The following is a 17,345-nucleotide window of genomic DNA, read 5'->3' on the forward strand; positions in this document are numbered from 1 at the left end:
CGCTCGCGCTCGGCTCCAAACGCATGCAAGACTGTTTATACGAACAGGGATCGGAGGAGCCGATGGGCCACTCTCACGGCGTTCCGGCCGGCTCCGCCGCCGCGCGGCACCGGCGTCCGCTCGTGGCCGCCTTCGTCCTGACCGCGGCGTTCATGGTCGTCGAGTTCGCGGTCGGAGTCGCGACGGGCTCGCTCGCGCTGCTCTCGGACGCCGCGCACATGGGCACCGATGTGCTGGCGCTCGGGATGTCGATCGCCGCGATCTCGCTCGCCGCCCGCCCCGCTGCGAAGGGCCGCACCTACGGCTCCTACCGCCTCGAAGTGCTGGCCGCCCTCGCCAACGGACTGCTCCTGTTCGCGGTCGCCGCGTTCGTGATCGTCGAGGCCGTCCGCCGCTTCGCCGAGCCGCCCGCGGTGCCCGGCGGCCCCCTCCTGATCACCGCCGTCGTGGGCCTGGCGGTCAACCTCGTGAGCCTGCGCCTGCTGTCGGCCGGGGCGAAGGAGAGCATCACCCTCCGCGGAGCCTCCCTCGAGGTGCTCGGCGACGCACTCGGCTCGATCGGCGTGATCGTCGCGGCGATCGTGCTGCTCACCACCGGCTGGGCGTGGGCGGATCCGATCGTCGGCGTGCTGATCGGGCTGCTGATCCTTCCCCGCACCTGGTCGCTGACGCGGCAGGCGCTGGGGATCCTCATGGAGTCGGCGCCCGCGCACGTCGACCTCGCAGCGCTCGAGCGCGACGTCTGCGCCGTCCCCGGCGTGCTCGCGCTGCACGACCTGCACGTGTGGACGATCACCTCGGGCATGGAGAGCGCCACCGGCCACGTGGTCGTCGCCCCCGACGCCGACTACCGCACCGCGCTCTCGCGGGTGCTCGCCGTCCTCCGCGAGCGCCACGGCATCGACCACGCGACCATCCAGTGCGAGCCCGAGGCCTTCCCGGAGACGACGCACCGCGTCTGAGCGCGGGGGTGTCGCGGCGCGCGGCCGCACGCCTCCGCATGCCCACGACACTCCAGGAGTCGTCGCACTCGGCGTCGACTGCGACGACTCCCGGCTTCTCGACGCTGCGGGCCTCGCCCACCCCTGAGCACCTTCCGATTGTTGACGTGAACATGTACAGTCGGCCGTCAGGGCGCGTTCATGTGAACATGCCCGCATTTCGATGGCGAAAGAGAGACCGCATCAATGTCGATGTCCTTCAGAAGGGTCGCCGCGCTCGCCACGAGCGCCGCCCTGGCCACAGGAGCACTGCTGGCGATCCCCGCCGCAGCGGCCCCCGCTCAGGCCGCGGACGCGTTCCGCATCACGCCGAACCCCGCCGCCGCCGGTGAGGCGTTCGAGGGCTGGGGCACCAGCCTCGTCTGGTTCGCGAACGCGACCGGCGGCTATCCCGAGGCCCTCCGCGAGGACCTCTACCAGAAGGTCTTCGGCGACAGCGGCCTCGACCTCAACATCGCCCGCTACAACATCGGCGGCGGCAACGCCTCCGATGTGAAGGACTACCTCCGCCCGGGCGGCGCCGTCGAGGGCTGGTGGAAGCCGAACCCGGCCGGCGACGCGTCGACCTACGGCGGCACCTCCACGAAGCTCGCCGACCGCGACGCGCTCCTGGCCAAGTGGAACGCGGACGACCCCGCCTCCTACGACTGGACCGCCGACGAGACGCAGCGCTGGTGGGTCGAGAGGCTCGCCGAGGAGAAGCAGATCTCGCACTGGGAGGCGTTCTCCAACTCCGCCCCGTACTTCATGACCGAGAGCGGCTACGTCTCGGGCGGCTTCGACGCGAACAGCGAGCAGCTGAAGCCCGCCGCCGAGGAGCAGTTCGCGAAGTACCTCGTGAAGGTCACCGAGCACATGGAGGACGAGTACGGCATCGAGTTCGACACGCTCGACCCCTTCAACGAGCCGAACACGAACTACTGGGGCACGCAGCTCTCCAACGGCGTCCCGACCGGCGGACGCCAGGAGGGAATGCACGTCGGACCGACGCGCCAAGCGGGTCTGATCCCCGACGTCGCCGCCGTGCTGGACGCCTCGACCACCGACGCCGGCATCGCCGCGATGGACGAGACCAACCCCGACATCTTCGCGACGAACTGGGCCGCCTACTCCGCCGCGATCCGCGCCGAGGTCGACCGGATGAACGTCCACACCTACGGCACCTCGGGCCGCCTCAAGGTCCGCGACCTCGCGAAGCAGGCCGACACCGACCTGTGGATGAGCGAGATCGAGGGCAACTGGGTCACCGGCTTCGACCCCACCAACATGGAGAACGGCCTCGGCATCGCCGGCCGCATCAACGACGACCTGCGCGAGCTCGAGCCCAAGGCGTGGGTGCTCTGGCAGCCCGTCGAGGACTACTACAACATGCAGCAGCCCAAGCCCAAGGGCGAGAACCTCAACTGGGGCTCCGTCTACATCGACCTGGACTGCAAGCCGTACCAGGAGAACGGAACCGAGGTCTGGAAGTCGGTCCGCCGCGTCGCCGACGCCGGTGGCGACTCCACCAAGGCCCCGGTCTGCGGCGTCGAGACGAACTCGAAGTTCAACACCATCCGGAACTTCACCAAGTTCATCCACGAGGGCGACCACCTGATGCCCTCCAACGACAGCTCCTCCACTGCCGCCGTCCGCGGCGACGGCTCGGGCGCGACCGTCGTGCACACCAACAGCACCGCGACCGAGAAGACCGTCGTGCTCGACCTCTCCCGCTTCGGCACCATCGCCGACACCGCGACGGTCACCCCGTACGTCACCACGAAGGCCTCCTCGGCCGCCGCTCCCACGAGCAACGCCCTGGTCGCCAAGACGCCGGTGAGCGTCGACCGCATCTCGCGCACCGCCACGATCACCGTGCCCGCCAAGTCGGTCACGAGCTTCTCGATCGACGGAGTCTCGGGAGTCGCCGACTCCGCCCCCGCCCTGCGCGACGGCCACCGCTACCAGCTGGTCGGCACCCAGAGCGGCAAGGCCCTGACCGGCAACCCCTCGGGCGCCGCGACCACGATCACCGGCCTCGCCACCGATTCCGCCACGGCCGCCAAGCAGACCTGGACGGTCCGCGAGGTCGCCGCCGGCGAGCGCGAGGCCACCCGCCGCGTCGTCCTCGTCAACGGCGACGGACGCGTGCTCGGAGCCACGACCGCCGGCACCGACCTGCGCTCGCTGTCCGTCGACGCGGCGAAGACGACCGCCGCGACCCGCTGGATCGTCAACACCACCGACGGCGTGAACTTCTCGCTCGTCAACGAGTCGATCGCCCAGTCGCTCGACGTGAACGGCGGCTCCAGTGCCGACAACGCGTCGGTCGGCGTCTACACCTCCAACGGCGGAGCGAACCAGTCGTGGTCCCTCCGCGACCTCGCGCCGACCGCCGGCCAGACGATCGCCGTCCGCACCACCGCGGGCGTCGCTCCGACCCTGCCCGCGAGCATCACCCCGCAGTACTCCTGGGGAGCCGGCGCACCGCTCGCCGTCACCTGGCAGCGCCCCGCCGACTCGGCGTACGGCGCGACCGGCCGCGTCGAGGTGCCCGGCACCGCGACCGACCTCTACGGCCAGACGATCACGGTCACCGCGCTCGTCGACGTCGGCGGACTGACCGCGACCGACCCCGTGTCGGTCACGGCCGCCGCGGGCGCCTCGGTCGCCGGAGTGAAGGCCTCGGCCCCGACGACGGTCCCCGCCCGCGTGGGCGCCTCGGCCAGCACCTTCCCGGTGCCGGTCGTCTGGGACTGGACGCCGCTCACCACCGCCTCCCTCGCCCGGGCCGGGCAGGTGACGGTCTCGGGAACGGCGACCGCCGACGGCGCGACGCTCCCCGCCACGCTCACGGTGCTCGTCACCACGGGCACGCTCCGCAACTTCAACCCGGACGCCGGCATCGTCGCGACCGCGTCGTCGTCGGAGTCGGGCTACGGACCGGAGCGCACCCGCAACGGCGTCGACGGCGACAAGGGCTGGTCGAACTGGACCAACGGCACCAAGGCCGCGCAGAGCTCGCTGACCTACACCTTCCCCTCGACCCACCAGGTCGAGAAGGTGTCGGTGCAGTTCCTCGCCGACGGCGGCACCAGCTGGGCGCAGACCTACCAGCTGCAGTACCAGGCCGCCGACAGCACGACCTGGACCGCGGTCCCCGGCTACGAGTCGGCCGTGGCCCTCGCGTCGCCGGCCGGCGGAACGGCTCCGACCCTGGTCGCGTCGTTCGCGCCCGTCACGGCCAAGGCCTTCCGCGTCGTGATGAACGCCTACGACAACACGCACCTGATCGTGGCCGAGACCAAGCTCTACGAGTCGGTCGCCTCGCCCGCCGCGGTCGCCACCCTGGGCGCCCTGCGCGTCGGAGGAGCCGGCATCGCCGGGTTCGACCCGGCCCGCACCTCCTACGCGGTCACCGTCGAGGGCACGGCGATGCCGGTGATCGGAGCAGTGGCGACCGACTCGGCGGCCACCGTGCGGATCACCCAGCCGACGACGGCGAACGGCGGAGTCGCGACCATCGCGGTCCGCGCGGCCGACGGCTCCGTCACCTCGACCACGACGGTGACGGTGACCCTGAAGGCGCCCGCCGCCCTCGCGGTCGCGGTCACGGCGACCACCCGCTGCATCGCCGGCAAGGTGACGCTCACCGTCGCGGCGAAGAACGAGTCCGGCGTGCCGGTCTCGATGACCATCGCGACGCCCTCCGGGTCGAAGCAGGTCACCGGAGTCGCGCCCGGCGCGAGCGGCAGCGCCGCGTTCACCACGCGCGCGGCCTCGGTGCCGGCCGGCCAGGCCACCGTCACCGCGACGGGCACGGTCGACGGCAAGCAGGTCACCTCGGTGGCGACGGGAGCGTACGCGGCCCGCAGCTGCTGACGCCCCCTTTGACACGGACCGCCTCCGCCCCTCCGGGGACGGGGGCGGTCCGTCGTTCATCGGGAGCGGCGCTGCGGGGGCGGCACGTCGCGGGATCCCGATGCGCCCGCGGCGCGGGCTACTCGATCAGCATGGATCCGTGCCGGTCGGGCGGCCGCACACCTCCGCGCCGGTGGAGCGACCGCGCACCCCCATGCCGGTCGACCAGCCGCGGCACGCGGAGTATCGAGACCCCGCTCAGTGCCCCGCGGCCGTCTCGTCGCGGGAGCGCAGGCGCGAGACGCCCATCACGACGGCCGCGATGACCAGACCCAGCACGAGGCCGAAGATCATCGAGACGAAGGTGTCGGCCAGCCACACGACGACCGGGCCCGCGCCCTCGACCGCGTGGGTGACGACGTGCACGAGGTCGTACGGACCGTGCCACACCGTCTCGGCGAGGTTCGCGACGACGAGGTGCCCGCCGACCCAGAGCATGGCGAGCGTCCCGATGATGCTGATCGCGCGGAACACGACCGGCATCGACGCGACGATCCTCGCCCCGGTGCGCCGCACGCCGCGGGCCGCGTTCTTCATCAGGCGCAGGCCCACGTCGTCGATCTTCACGAGCAGCGCGACGGCGCCGTAGACGAGCACGGTCATCCCGAGCCCGACGACCAGGAGCGCGCCGAGCGTGGGCCAGATCCCGAAGTCGGGGTCGAGGCCGTCGAGCGCGATCAGCATGATCTCGGTGCTCAGGATGAGGTCGGTGCGGATGGCGCCGAAGACGAGCTTCTTCTCGTCGCGCGCCTCCGTCTCGTGGCCGCCGTGCGAGACGCCGAACCACTCGAGCACCTTCTCCGCCCCCTCGAAGCAGAGGAACGCGCCGCCGAGGATGAGCAGGTACGGCAGCACCTGCGGCGCGAACGCCGAGAGCAGCAGCGCCAGCGGGATGATGATGACGAACTTGTTGAACAGGCTCCCCAGCGCGATCCGCCCGACCACCGGCAGCTCCCGCGCGGGCGTGAGGCCCTGCACGTACTGCGGGGTGACGGCCGCGTCGTCGATCACGACGCCCGCCGTCTTGGCGCTCGCCTTCAGGGCGGCGGTGAGGATGTCATCGACAACCGCGAGCAGGCCGACCGACATGTGCGTCTCCTTGGAGGTCCGGGGTGAGAGGGCTCACAGTATCGCGAGCGCCGCGGTCGAGCGGGCACGGGGAGGGACGTGGGTGCGGCAGAGGGAGTCCGGTGCAGGGGATCTCGATACGCCGGCGGGGCCGGCTCCTCGATCAGCGTGAAGGGCGGGCGGGCTCCGCGGGCCGGCTCCGCGGAAGCGTCAGGAGGCGGCGGGGGCCGGGCCGGTGCTCTCGCGGACGATGAGGCGGGTCGGCACGAGCGAGACGCCGGTGCGCTCGCCCGACTCGAGCTCGCGCAGGAGGATGTCGACCGAGCGGCGGCCCGTGTCACCGAAGAACTGGCGCACCGTCGTCAGCGGCGGCCAGAAGCTCGCCGACTCCTGCATGTCGTCGAAGCCCGCGACGCTCACCTCGCCGGGCACGGCGCGTCCGGCCTCGTGCAGGGCGCGCAGCACGCCGAGCGCCATCTGGTCGTTGGCGGCGAAGATCGCGGTGACCTCCGGATCGGCGGCGAGCCGCTTGCCGAGGCGGTAGCCGGAGTCGGTGGACCAGTCGCCGACCAGCACCTCCGGCACCGGGGCGCCGCGCTCGATCAGGGTCGACTCCCACGCCTCGTGGCGGCGCTCGGCGGAGTAGGAGCGGTCGGGGCCGGCGATGTGGTGCACGGTGCGGTGGCCGAGCCCGAGCAGGTGCTCGACGGCCTGGCGGGCGCCCGACATCTGGTCGGTGTCGACCACCGGGTACTTCTCGCCGCCGGCGGAGTCGACGACCACCACGGGCAGGTCCGGCGGGAGGACGATGTCTGCCTCGTCGAGCAGGTGCGCCTCGACGATGATGATGACGCCGTCGACCGCCTCCTCGCTCAGCCGGTGGAACGCGACCGACACCTCGCCCTGGGTGGGGTGGGAGACGGGGATGAGGGTGATCGAGTAGCCCGCGTCGGCGGCCGCGATCGCGATGGCGTCGAGGGTGCGCATGTTGCCGAACGAGGACAGCGTGAACATGATCACGCCGATGCTGTGGAAGCGGCCCGTCCGCAGGGCCCGCGCCGCGCTGTTGGGCCGGTAGCCGAGGGCCCGCATCGCCTCGAGGACCCGCTCGCGCGTCTCGCCGTCGACGTTCTGCTTGCCGTTCGACACCCGCGAGACCGTCTGGCCCGAGACGTTCGCGCGCCGGGCCACGTCGGCCATCGAGACGCCGCGTCGCGGCCGGGTGGACGGGGACGGGCGGTCGGTCTCGAGTGACATGGGCTTCCCTTTATAGCGCGCCGCCCGTCAGCCGTGGTGCATCGTGCGCCGAACCGTCACGCAGGAACAGTCGCGGGTGGCGACGTGGACATGCTACGGTGACGCTCTGCCATGTTGACGTGAACATGACGGGCCCGCACTACTCCCCGAACGGAATCCCATGACGACGACGTCTCCCCCCGTCCCGCTGAGCGAGGTCGCCCCTCCGGCGTCCCCCCTCGCGGCCCCGAAGTCGCGGGCGAAGAGCGAGTGGAAGGGCCTGGCGTTCGTCGCCCCCTTCCTCGTCGTCTTCCTCCTGGTCTTCATCGCCCCGGTCGTCTACTCGATCTACCTCAGCCTCTTCCGCGAGCAGCTGGTGGGCGGTAACTCCTTCGTCGGCTTCGCGAACTACGCCGCGATCTTCACCGACCCGAACTTCTGGGAGGGCTTCGGCCGCGTCCTGCTGTTCCTCGTCGTGCAGGTCCCCGTGATGCTCGTGCTGGCCCTCGTCGCGGCCCTCGCGATCGACAGCGGCCGCCTCCACGGCACCGGCTTCTTCCGCATCGTGGTCTTCCTCCCCTACGCCGTCCCCGCGGTCGTCGCGGTGCTGATGTGGGGCTTCATCTACGGCGACAACTTCGGCCTGGCCGCGAACGTCAACGACCTGCTCGGCTCCGACGTCGTCCAGCCCTTCTCGCGCGACTGGATCCTCGCCTCGATCGGCAACATCGTCACGTGGGAGTTCGTGGGCTACAACATGCTCATCTTCTACTCCGCGCTGAAGACGATCCCCGGCGAGCTCTACGAGGCGGCCGAGATCGACGGCGCCGGCCCGATGCGCGTCATCCGCTCGATCAAGCTGCCCGCCCTGCGCGGCGCGATCGTCATCGCCACGATCTTCTCGATCATCGGCAGCTTCCAGCTGTTCAACGAGCCGAACATCCTCCGGACGCTGGCGCCGAACATCATCACCACCTACTTCACCCCGAACATGTACGCCTACAACCTGTCCTTCGCCGGTCAGCAGTACAACGCGTCGGCCACGGTCGCCATCGTCATGGGCGTGATCACCGCGGTGATCGCCTACGTCGTGCAGCTCCGCGGCGCGCGGAAGGAGAACTGATGGCCCTCGCGACCGCTCCCCGGACGCCCGCCCGCGCCCCGAAGCGCCCGGCCGCCCGCCGCGGCTCCTCGGTGCAGCCCAAGAAGTCGATCGCCTTCACCCTGCTGATGTCGGTCTTCATCCTCTACAGCCTCGTGCCGCTGGCCTGGCTGGTCATCAACGCGACGAAGACGCAGGCCGGCCTGCTCTCGAGCTTCGGCCTCTGGTTCGACGGCGACTTCGTCTTCTTCCAGAACATCGCCGACACCCTCAGCTACCGCGACGGGATCTTCCTCCGCTGGCTCGGCAACACCCTGCTCTACGTCGTCGTCGGCGCCGGAGGAGCGACGCTCCTGGCCACGCTCGCCGGCTACGGCCTCGCGAAGTTCCGCTTCACGGGTCGCAAGGCGGTCTTCGCCGTGGTGCTCGGAGCGATCGCGGTCCCCGGCACGGCCCTCGCCGTCCCGACGTTCCTCATGTTCAGCCAGCTCGGCCTGACCAACACCCCGTGGGCGATCATCATCCCCTCGCTGATCAGCCCGTTCGGCCTGTACCTGGTGTGGGTCTACGCGGTGGAGTCGGTGCCCACCGAGCTGCTCGAAGCGGCGCGGATGGACGGGGCGGGCGAGTTCCGCACCTTCTTCACCATCTCCATCCGCCTCCTCGCCCCCGGCATCGTGACCGTGCTGCTGTTCTCGGTCGTCGCGACCTGGAACAACTACTTCCTCCCGCTGATCATGCTGAGCGACCCCACCTGGTACCCGCTCACCGTCGGCCTCAACCAGTGGAACGCGCAGGCCACCGGCGTCAGCGCGCAGCCGATCTACAACCTCGTGATCACGGGCTCGCTCCTCACGATCATCCCCATCGTCGTCGCCTTCCTCGGACTCCAGCGCTTCTGGCAGTCCGGTCTGAGCGCCGGCAGCGTCAAGGGCTGAGCCCTCCCCCTACCCATCCCCCGGCCGGAGCGTCCTGCCCCGTCCACAGCACCCGCAGCACGAAGAAGTGAAGGGAAACACCACCATGAAGATCGCCCGTTCCGCCCTCAGGCGGACCCTGACGGTCGCGGCCGTCGCGGCCCTGGCCGCCGGCTCCCTCGCGGCCTGCTCGTCCACCTCCGGTGGCGGCACGACCACGAGCGCCGGCTCCGCCGCCGACCTCGACTCCGCCCTCGAGGCCGGTGGCAAGATCACGTACTGGAGCTGGACCCCCAGCGCCGAGGCGCAGGTCGCCGCGTTCGAGAAGGCCTACCCCAAGGTCGACGTCGAGCTCGTCAACGCCGGCACCAACAAGGACGAGTACACCAAGCTCGAGAACGCGATCAAGGCCGGCTCGGGCGCCCCCGACGTCGTCCAGATCGAGTACTACGCCATGCCGCAGTTCGCGCTGTCGGACTCGCTCCTCGACCTGTCGCAGTACGGCATGGGCGACCTCGAGGACAAGTACTCCGCCTCCACCTGGGGCAGCGTCAACATCGACGGCAAGCTCGTCGGACTCCCGCAGGACTCGGGCCCCATGGCGCTGTTCTACAACAAGACCGTCTTCGACCAGTACGGCATCGCCGTCCCCGCCACCTGGGACGAGTACGTCGCCGCGGCCGAGAAGCTGCACACCGCCGACCCGTCGAAGTACATCACCGCCGACACCGGCGACGCCGGCTTCGCGACCAGCATGATCTGGCAGGCGGGCGGCGAGCCGTTCACCACCGACGGCACGGACGTGAAGATCGACCTCGCCGACGAGGGCACCGCCAAGTGGACCGGCGTCTGGAACCAGCTCGTCGAGAAGAAGCTGCTCTCGGACACCCCCGCCTGGGGCGACGAGTGGTACAAGGGCCTCGCCGACGGCTCCATCGCCTCCCTGGTGACCGGCGCCTGGATGCCCGGCGTGCTGGAGTCCAGCGTCCCCGACGCCTCCGGCGACTGGGCCGTCGCGCCGATCCCGACCTACGACGGCACCGCCGTCAGCGCCGAGAACGGCGGTGGCGGCCAGTCCGTCACCAAGCAGAGCGAGAACCCGGCGCTGGCCGCCGCGTTCCTGCGCTGGCTGAACAGCGACCAGGCCTCGGTCGACGTCTTCCTGCAGAGCGGCGGATTCCCGTCGACCACGGCCGACCTCGACAGCTCGGACTTCACCGGTCAGGAGTCGGAGTACTTCGGCGGCCAGAAGATCAACGAGGTGCTGACCCAGGCCTCGAAGGACGTCCGCTCCGGCTGGTCGTACCTGCCCTACCAGGTCTACGCGAACAGCGTCTTCGGCGACACCGTCGGCCAGGCGTACGCCAACGGCACCAGCCTCGACCAGGGCCTCGCCGACTGGCAGAGCAAGCTCGTCCAGTACGGCAACGCGCAGGGCTTCACCGTCTCGGAGTAGCACCACTGCTCGACGCGGGGCCGGCCGGATCGCTCCGGTCGGCCCCGCGTCGTTCTCACGCTCGGACACTCCGGGCACCGATCCTGAGGGGGATCCAGATGACCACCGCTCCCGAGAGCCGCTTCGCCATCGGCACCGTCGACTTCGAGCTCGACGGCCGCCCGCACCGCATCCTGTCGGGGGCGCTGCACTACTTCCGCATCCACCCGGACCTCTGGGCCGACCGGATCCGCAAGGCCCGCCTGATGGGCCTGAACACCATCGAGACCTACGTCGCCTGGAACGCGCACGAGCCGCGCCGCGGCGAGTGGCGCGAGGACGCCGGGCTCGACCTGGGCCGCTTCCTCGACCTGATCGCCGCCGAGGGCATGCACGCGATCGTGCGCCCCGGCCCCTACATCTGCGCGGAGTGGGACAACGGCGCCCTCCCGGCCTGGCTCTTCCGCGACCCCGAGGTGGGCGTGCGCCGCTCGGAGCCGAACTACCTCGCCGCGGTCAGCGACTACCTGCGTCGCGTGTACTCGATCGTGGCCCCGCGCCAGATCGACGCCGGCGGGCCCGTGGTCCTCGTGCAGATCGAGAACGAGTACGGCGCGTACGGCTCCGACAAGGAGTACCTGGCCGAGCTCGTGCGGGTGACCCGCGACTCCGGCATCACGGTCCCGCTGACCACCATCGACCAGCCCACTCCGCAGATGCTCGCCGACGGCAGCCTGCCGGGCCTGCACCTCACCGGCTCGTTCGGCTCGCGGACCACGGAGCGCCTCGCGACGCTGCGCGAGTTCCAGCCCACCGGCCCGCTGATGTGCATGGAGTTCTGGTGCGGCTGGTTCGACGACTGGGGCACCCAGCACCACACGACGGACGCCGACGCCTCCGCCCAGGAGCTCGACACCCTGCTCGCGGCCGGCGGCTCGGTCAACATCTACATGTTCCACGGCGGCACCAACTTCGGCCTGACCAGCGGCGCGAACGACAAGGGCCGCTACGCCGCGATCACGACGAGCTACGACTACGACGCCCCGCTCGACGAGGGCGGCGACCCGACCGCGAAGTTCTGGGCGTTCCGCGACGTCATCGCGCGCTACGCGCCGGTGCCGGAGGAGGTGCCCGCGGTGCGCCCGCCGGCCCCCGCCCTGACCGCTCCGCTCGTCCCCGGCCCGGCGCTCCTCGGCCTCGGCCAGGCGTTCGGACCGGCCGCGCACCTCGACGCGATGGCCAGCTTCGACGACCTCGGCCACGACGACGGCTTCGTGCTCTTCACGACGACGCTCGACGGCTCCTCCGCTCCGGTCCGCCTCGTGGTGGGCGAGGAGGTGCGCGACCGCGCCTGGGTGCTGCTGGACGGCGTGCCGGTGGGCGTGCTGGCGCGCGACCACCACGAGCGGGCGCTGACGCTGCCGAGCGGACGCGGCGAGCTCGCGATCCTTGTCGAGAACCAGGGCCGGGTGAACTACGGCACGCGCATCGGCGAGCACAAGGGCCTGATCGGAGGCGTGACGCTCGACGGCGCCCCGCTGACCGGCTGGGCGGCGCGCGCCCTCGCGCTCGAGTGCCTCCCCGACCTGGCCGTCGCGGCACCGGCGTTCTCGGCCGGGCCGCAGCTCGCCTCCGGCTCGTTCGACCTCGACGAGCAGGCCGACCTGTACGTGGACACGCTGCACTGGGGCAAGGGACTGGTCTGGGTGAACGGCTTCCTCCTCGGGCGCTACTGGCGCCGCGGACCGCAGCGGACGCTGATCGTCCCCTCGCCGGTCACCCGCGCCGGCCACAACCGCGTCGTGGTGCTGGAGCTGGAGGGCATCGCCGAGCCGGAGATCCGCCTGCTCGCGGGAGCCGAGCTCGGGCACACGGAGATCTGAGCGGAGGCGGCGGGAGCGGCCGTCGGAGGCGTGGGTTCGGGGTTCCGGGCTTCGTCGTGCGGGCGGGGCCGGGCCGACTCGGATCTGCACGCGCTGCCGGACCGCCTCCGATCTGCGGGTGCCACCGGGCCGCCTCCGTCCTGCGGGCGGCGCCGGGCCGCCTCCGGGACGCGGGGCTCTGCTAGCCTCAGGCGCCCCGGTGCGGCGCCGGCGGGCGAAGGGGGAGACATGATGTCCAAGACACTGCTGCGCACGACTCTGATCGGAGGCGCGCTGCTGCTCGCCCTCTCGGGCTGCGCAGGGACCGCGACGAGCGGATCGACCCTCCGCCCGTTCACTCCGACGCTCCCCTCGTCGTCGGCCGCCCCGTCCGCCACCGCGACGGCCGCCGCCCCTGCCGCCGACACCGCTCAGAAGACCGGCGAGCAGGTGGCCGCCGTGCTGACCGGCGTGCAGTTCGTGCCCGGCGAGTACGCGAGCATCCAGGAGATGCTCGACTCGATCTACCCCGGCCTCACCGCGACCGACGCGAGCTGCCTCTCGCCGTTCGGCCTGGGCTGGGACACCGCGCAGCCCGCCGCCGGACTCTCGTACGGCACCAGCGCCGACCGCTCCATGACCGCCGTCGTGTCGAGCACCGGCACCGCCGACGCGGCCGCCTCGCTCCTCGCGAGCGCCACCGACGCGACCACGCGCTGCGCCTCCGGCTCGACGCTCTTCGCCATGCAGGGCGTGCCGGTCGAGACGACCGTCGAGCGCACCGAGCAGACGCTGACCGGCGCCGACGAGACGCTCGGCTGGAAGGTGTCCGGAGCCGTGGGCGGCAAGCCGTTCTCGCTCGTGGGCATCACCGCGCGCGTCGGCGGCGACGCGGTCGCGCTCGTGGGCTGGGACCCGACCACGAACACCTCGTACGTCCCGCGCGCGACGCAGCTCGTCGTCGACGGACTGTAGGGCGCTGGAGCGCTGGGCGCTGGACGCTGGACGCTGGACGCTCTGAGCTCTGGCTCTGAGCTCTGAGTCCTGCGCTCGGCCGTCCTCCCCTCCGCGAGAGTCCAGGAGTTGTCGCACTCGACGCCGAGTGCGACAACTCTTGAACAGTGGGCGGACGATCGGGCCGAGCGCCTGAGCTCAGAGCGCTGGTCGCTGCGCGTTGGGCTTCGGGCTTCGGGCTTCGGGCTTCGGGCTTCGACGCTCGCTCCTCCGCGAGAGTCCAGGAGTCGTCGCAGTCGACGCCGAGTGCGACGACTCTTGAACAGTGGGCGGAGGATCGGGACGGAGCGGGCACCGGGCACCGGGCACCGGGCACCTCCCCGGGCTCCGGTCACCCCGCACCCGGCGCGGGAGCGCGGCTCAGGCCAGCCAGGAGAGGGTGCCGCCGTGGGCGGCCGCGCTCGCGAGCGGGACGCCGTCGGCGGCGAGCAGGAACGGGGTCGGCTCGGGAGCCGTGCGGTCCCCGCGCGCGGCGACGAGGTGCGGGAGCAGCGCCTCCGCCTCGAGCGTCACCAGGCTCGCGCCGCGATCGGCGACCGTCGCCAGGACGCTCTCGCGCGCGGCCCATGGCAGGTAGACCAGGGTCCCGAGCGAGACGACGACCGTCCGCAGACCCGGCGGCACCGCGTCGAGCAGGGCGGGCAGCTCGGCGGCCGCATCGCCCGCGACGATCGTGGGAGGGTCGTCCTGCAGAGTCTCCACGGCCGAGCGGAGCCGCGCGGTCCGCTCCGGGCGGTCGGGCGGGAGCAGTGCCTCCAACCAGGCGACGTCCTCGGGCGAGCGGACGTCGAGCGGCGCCAGGTCGAGCCCCCGGCGCCACGCGACGACCGGCAGCCGCCCCGGCGCCTCGCCTCCGCTCACTGCGCACCGCAGCAGAGGCGCGCCCGACCCGAGCCGCGTCTCGCCGTCGCTCGCCGTGACGGCGTAGGAGTACCGCTCCGGCGCCAGGCAGAGCCCTGCGGAGGCGCCGATCTCGACGAGCGCCACCGGCTCACCGGGCTCCGTGATCCGCTCCAGCGCCGCGACCAGGGGCGCGCACCGCAGCGCCTCGTTGGTCTGCGTCCTCCGCTCCGCCGCCACCGGCGCCACCCGCGCCCACTCGCTCCGGAGCCACGCGGCGAATCCGGCGCCGTCGACGTCGGGCACGCCGAGCAGCCGCGCGACCGAGAAGAGCAGGGACGGCTGCCGGTGCTGCGCGGGCAGCTCGTCGATCAGGGCGAGGAGGCGCGCATCCTCCGCGACGGCGAGCGCCCACTCGACCTGCTGCTCGGAGGTCTGCGCGAGCTCGACGGCGGCGCGGCGGAAGCGGTCGGCGGAGGAGGGCATGCCTCCATCCTGAGGGAGCGGCGGAACGGTGCCCGCATGCGGGCGGAGGACCTGCGCGCCGGGCAACGGCCCCGCCCCAGCGGATGTCGGTGGTCGCCGGTAGAACGGACTCATGTCCGACACCGCTCCGAACCCCGCGTCCGCGCCGGTCCGCGAGCGGCGCCTGCTCGACATCCGGCGGATCTACGCCGAGCCGGCCGCGCTCGAGCTGCCCCGCGGGCAGGAGGTCGTGGCGCGATGGCCGGGCGCCGAGATCGTTCCCGTCGAGTCGCACTGGCTGATCCCGGAGGTGCACGGCGACGAGGCGAACGTCGCGCGCTGGGTGCGCATCAAGACGGAGGCGCTCGTGCTCGGGGTGAAGAAGTCGCTCGTCACGCGCCCGAACGGCCGCTCGGCCGACTTCATCGCCCCCTCCACCGCCAACGGCTGCGCCATGGCGTGCGTCTACTGCTACGTGCCGCGGAGGAAGGGCTACAGCAACCCGATCACGCTCTTCACGAACATCGAGCAGATCCAGCGCCACCTCGCCCGGCACATCGCCAAGCAGGGCCCCAAGGCCGAGGCGAACCAGTGCGACCCGGAGGCCTGGGTCTACGACATCGGCGAGAACAGCGACTGCTCCGTCGATGCGCTGCTGAGCGAGAACGTCCGCGACCTCTGCGAGCTGTTCCGGATGTCGCCCACCGCCAAGGCGTCCTTCGCGACCAAGTACGTCAACCGCGAGCTCCTCGAGTGGGACCCGCTCGGGCGCACGCGCATCCGCTTCTCGCTGATGCCCGCCGAGACAGCGAAGGTCACCGACATCCGCACCTCGCCGATGGCCGAGCGGATCGCGGCGATCAACGACTTCGTCGACGCCGGCTACGAGGTGCACGTCAACTTCTCGCCGGTGATCCTCACCGAGACCTGGCAGCAGGACTGGACCGAGCTCTTCGACCAGCTCGACGCCGCCCTCCACCCGCGGGCGAAGGCGCAGCTCGCGGCCGAGGTGATCCTCCTCACCCACAACGAGGGCCTGCACGAGGTGAACCTCGGCTGGCACCCGAAGGCGGAGTCGCTGCTCTGGCAGCCGGGACGCCAGGAGCAGAAGGTCTCCGAGAACGGCGCCGTCAACATCCGCTACCGACGCGACCTCAAGCGCGCCGCCCTCGACCGCTTCCGCGCCCTCCTCGCCGAGCGCCTCCCCTACTGCCGCGTCCGCTACGCCTTCTGAGCTTCGGCACCCCCGCCGGAGCGGTGGCGCGACGACTCGCGCAGGAGCGCACCCTCCTCCTCCCGCACACGCCGAGACACCGCCGTCTCGCCGGGACACCACCGCCGAGGCGGCGTCTCGCGCACGAGCGCGCCGTCTCGACGCAGCCGCACCGCCCACCGGCGGCACCCCGCAACTGAGCCCCGGAGTCACCCGGCTGGGAGTCCGCCCGGCGGCCGGGGCCACTGCTTCGCATTACGGATAGCGGCACGTGCCCTCCGAAGGAGGGGCGTACTTTCGGAGAACAGCCGGAGGGACGGCCCGACCGCCCGACTCCACGGGCCTGCAGAGCAGGCGTCAGCGGGGATCGACGGCTCGGCGCGACGGCATCCGGGCTCGACATCCCGGAGCCCGGCACCCCCGGATCGACACTCCGGACACTCGACTCGGCGGCACAGCACACCCCGGGTCCTGCTCCCCACGAACACCCCCCACCATCTCGCACTCCCCCTCCCGGCGGCACTCGCCGGGGCACCTCACAGTCGCGGTCGGCACCCGCGACACAGCACAGAACGGCGGCACGCACCATGGGCGCTCTCCTCTACGGCACTCCCCCCACCTCGCACGAGATCGACGACCGCGCGCTCGCGCACCTCCAGATCGTCATGATCAACAAGTTCCGTCGCGACGAGGCGTTCGCCTTCCAGCTCGATGCCTCGAGCGCGCACGGCACCGGACGCCAGACGCTCTGGCTGCACCCGACCATCCCTCTCCAGTTCTCGTTCCACGGAAGCCGCATGCCGGCGATCAACGCCACCTGGGTGCGCGCACTGATGGAGGAGGCCAACAGCGGCCGGGGCCTGCGGATCGTCACCGAGCCGGCGCAGCAGCCCGAGTCCTCCGGGCTCACGCACGCTGCCTGAGCGCGCCGTGTCCAGGCGCGACGACGACGAGCCGATGGAGGTCACCGACTTCGTCGAGCTCGCCGGTGCGGTGCACGACGACGCGGGCTTCGAGTGCTCCTCCACTGTCGACGGTGTGACGGGCGCGCTCTGCGTGCTGCCCGACTCCCTGGTGATGCGGAGCGCCGGCACCGGCGACTCGACCCGCGTCGGCACCCGCGACATCCGCTCCTGGCGGGCCACTCCGGCTGGCGCCACCTTCTCGCTCGCCGTGGAAGCCGGAGCGCGGCACACCGTGGTGCTGCTCACGCAGTTCCAGGCGGCGACCGTCCAGGCCATGACCCGCGCCGCCGGACCCGCGACTGGTTTATCCGCTTAACGAATTCCCCG

Annotated in this window: 13 protein-coding genes; 10 read left to right on the plus strand and 3 right to left on the minus strand. The window is 71.7% G+C overall.

Translation table 11 applies throughout. From position 1 onward, the window contains the following. Nucleotides 1-62 precede the first annotated feature (62 nt). The gene (locus C5D36_RS05605) at nt 63-962 is read left to right on the plus strand and encodes a cation diffusion facilitator family transporter (protein ID WP_104226358.1); all 900 of its coding nucleotides are present in this window, start codon (nt 63-65) and stop codon (nt 960-962) included. 231 nt (nt 963-1,193) lie between these two features. Further along, complete coding sequence (locus C5D36_RS05610) at nt 1,194-4,862, plus strand: glycoside hydrolase (protein ID WP_181067849.1); 3,669 nt, start codon at nt 1,194-1,196, stop codon at nt 4,860-4,862. A gap of 237 nt (nt 4,863-5,099) precedes the next feature. On the opposite strand, the gene C5D36_RS05615 is transcribed toward C5D36_RS05610, so the two are convergent. Together C5D36_RS05615 and C5D36_RS05620 are read right to left on the minus strand one after the other, a co-directional pair. After that, nucleotides 5,100-5,990, minus strand: a complete 891-nt coding sequence (locus C5D36_RS05615; RefSeq protein ID WP_104226356.1) for a DUF808 domain-containing protein — start codon at nt 5,988-5,990, stop codon at nt 5,100-5,102. 189 nt (nt 5,991-6,179) lie between these two features. Continuing rightward, the gene (locus tag C5D36_RS05620; RefSeq protein ID WP_146076621.1) at nt 6,180-7,226 is read right to left on the minus strand and encodes a LacI family DNA-binding transcriptional regulator; all 1,047 of its coding nucleotides are present in this window, start codon (nt 7,224-7,226) and stop codon (nt 6,180-6,182) included. 160 nt (nt 7,227-7,386) lie between these two features. On the opposite strand from C5D36_RS05620, the gene C5D36_RS05625 reads away from it, so the two are divergent. From C5D36_RS05625 to C5D36_RS05645, 5 genes are all read left to right on the plus strand, one after another. After that, nucleotides 7,387-8,328, plus strand: coding sequence for a carbohydrate ABC transporter permease (locus tag C5D36_RS05625; protein WP_104223405.1), 942 nt, complete (start codon nt 7,387-7,389; stop codon nt 8,326-8,328). Nucleotides 8,329-8,435: 107 nt separating this feature from the next. Next, complete coding sequence (locus tag C5D36_RS05630) at nt 8,436-9,245, plus strand: carbohydrate ABC transporter permease (RefSeq protein WP_258062773.1); 810 nt, start codon at nt 8,436-8,438, stop codon at nt 9,243-9,245. Between the two features lie 85 nt (nt 9,246-9,330). Further along, the gene (locus C5D36_RS05635; RefSeq protein WP_104223423.1) at nt 9,331-10,680 is read left to right on the plus strand and encodes a sugar ABC transporter substrate-binding protein; all 1,350 of its coding nucleotides are present in this window, start codon (nt 9,331-9,333) and stop codon (nt 10,678-10,680) included. 98 nt (nt 10,681-10,778) lie between these two features. Further along, a complete protein-coding gene (locus C5D36_RS05640; protein WP_104295375.1) occupies nt 10,779-12,542 on the plus strand; it encodes a beta-galactosidase family protein in 1,764 nt (587 codons plus the stop codon). Nucleotides 12,543-12,770: 228 nt separating this feature from the next. Then, nucleotides 12,771-13,496, plus strand: a complete 726-nt coding sequence (locus tag C5D36_RS05645; protein ID WP_104295376.1) for a hypothetical protein — start codon at nt 12,771-12,773, stop codon at nt 13,494-13,496. A gap of 399 nt (nt 13,497-13,895) precedes the next feature. On the opposite strand, the gene C5D36_RS05650 is transcribed toward C5D36_RS05645, so the two are convergent. Further along, complete coding sequence (locus C5D36_RS05650) at nt 13,896-14,861, minus strand: DUF2332 family protein (RefSeq protein ID WP_104234092.1); 966 nt, start codon at nt 14,859-14,861, stop codon at nt 13,896-13,898. A 112-nt stretch (nt 14,862-14,973) separates the two neighbouring features. Between C5D36_RS05650 and C5D36_RS05655 the strand changes: the two genes are divergently transcribed. From C5D36_RS05655 to C5D36_RS05665, 3 genes are all read left to right on the plus strand, one after another. Next, nucleotides 14,974-16,074 carry a spore photoproduct lyase family protein gene (locus C5D36_RS05655; RefSeq protein WP_104295377.1) on the plus strand — a complete coding sequence of 367 codons (1,101 nt, stop codon included), beginning with the start codon at nt 14,974-14,976 and terminating at the stop codon, nt 16,072-16,074. A gap of 566 nt (nt 16,075-16,640) precedes the next feature. Next, nucleotides 16,641-16,976: an ATP-dependent DNA ligase gene (locus C5D36_RS05660; protein ID WP_104223411.1), complete on the plus strand. Its 336-nt coding sequence runs from the start codon at nt 16,641-16,643 to the stop codon at nt 16,974-16,976. 7 nt (nt 16,977-16,983) lie between these two features. Then, nucleotides 16,984-17,334 carry a hypothetical protein gene (locus C5D36_RS05665; RefSeq protein ID WP_104295378.1) on the plus strand — a complete coding sequence of 117 codons (351 nt, stop codon included), beginning with the start codon at nt 16,984-16,986 and terminating at the stop codon, nt 17,332-17,334. Nucleotides 17,335-17,345: the final 11 nt, after the last annotated feature.

This window comes from Rathayibacter sp. AY1C6 (genome assembly GCF_002931535.1).
GTDB lineage: Bacteria > Actinomycetota > Actinomycetes > Actinomycetales > Microbacteriaceae > Rathayibacter.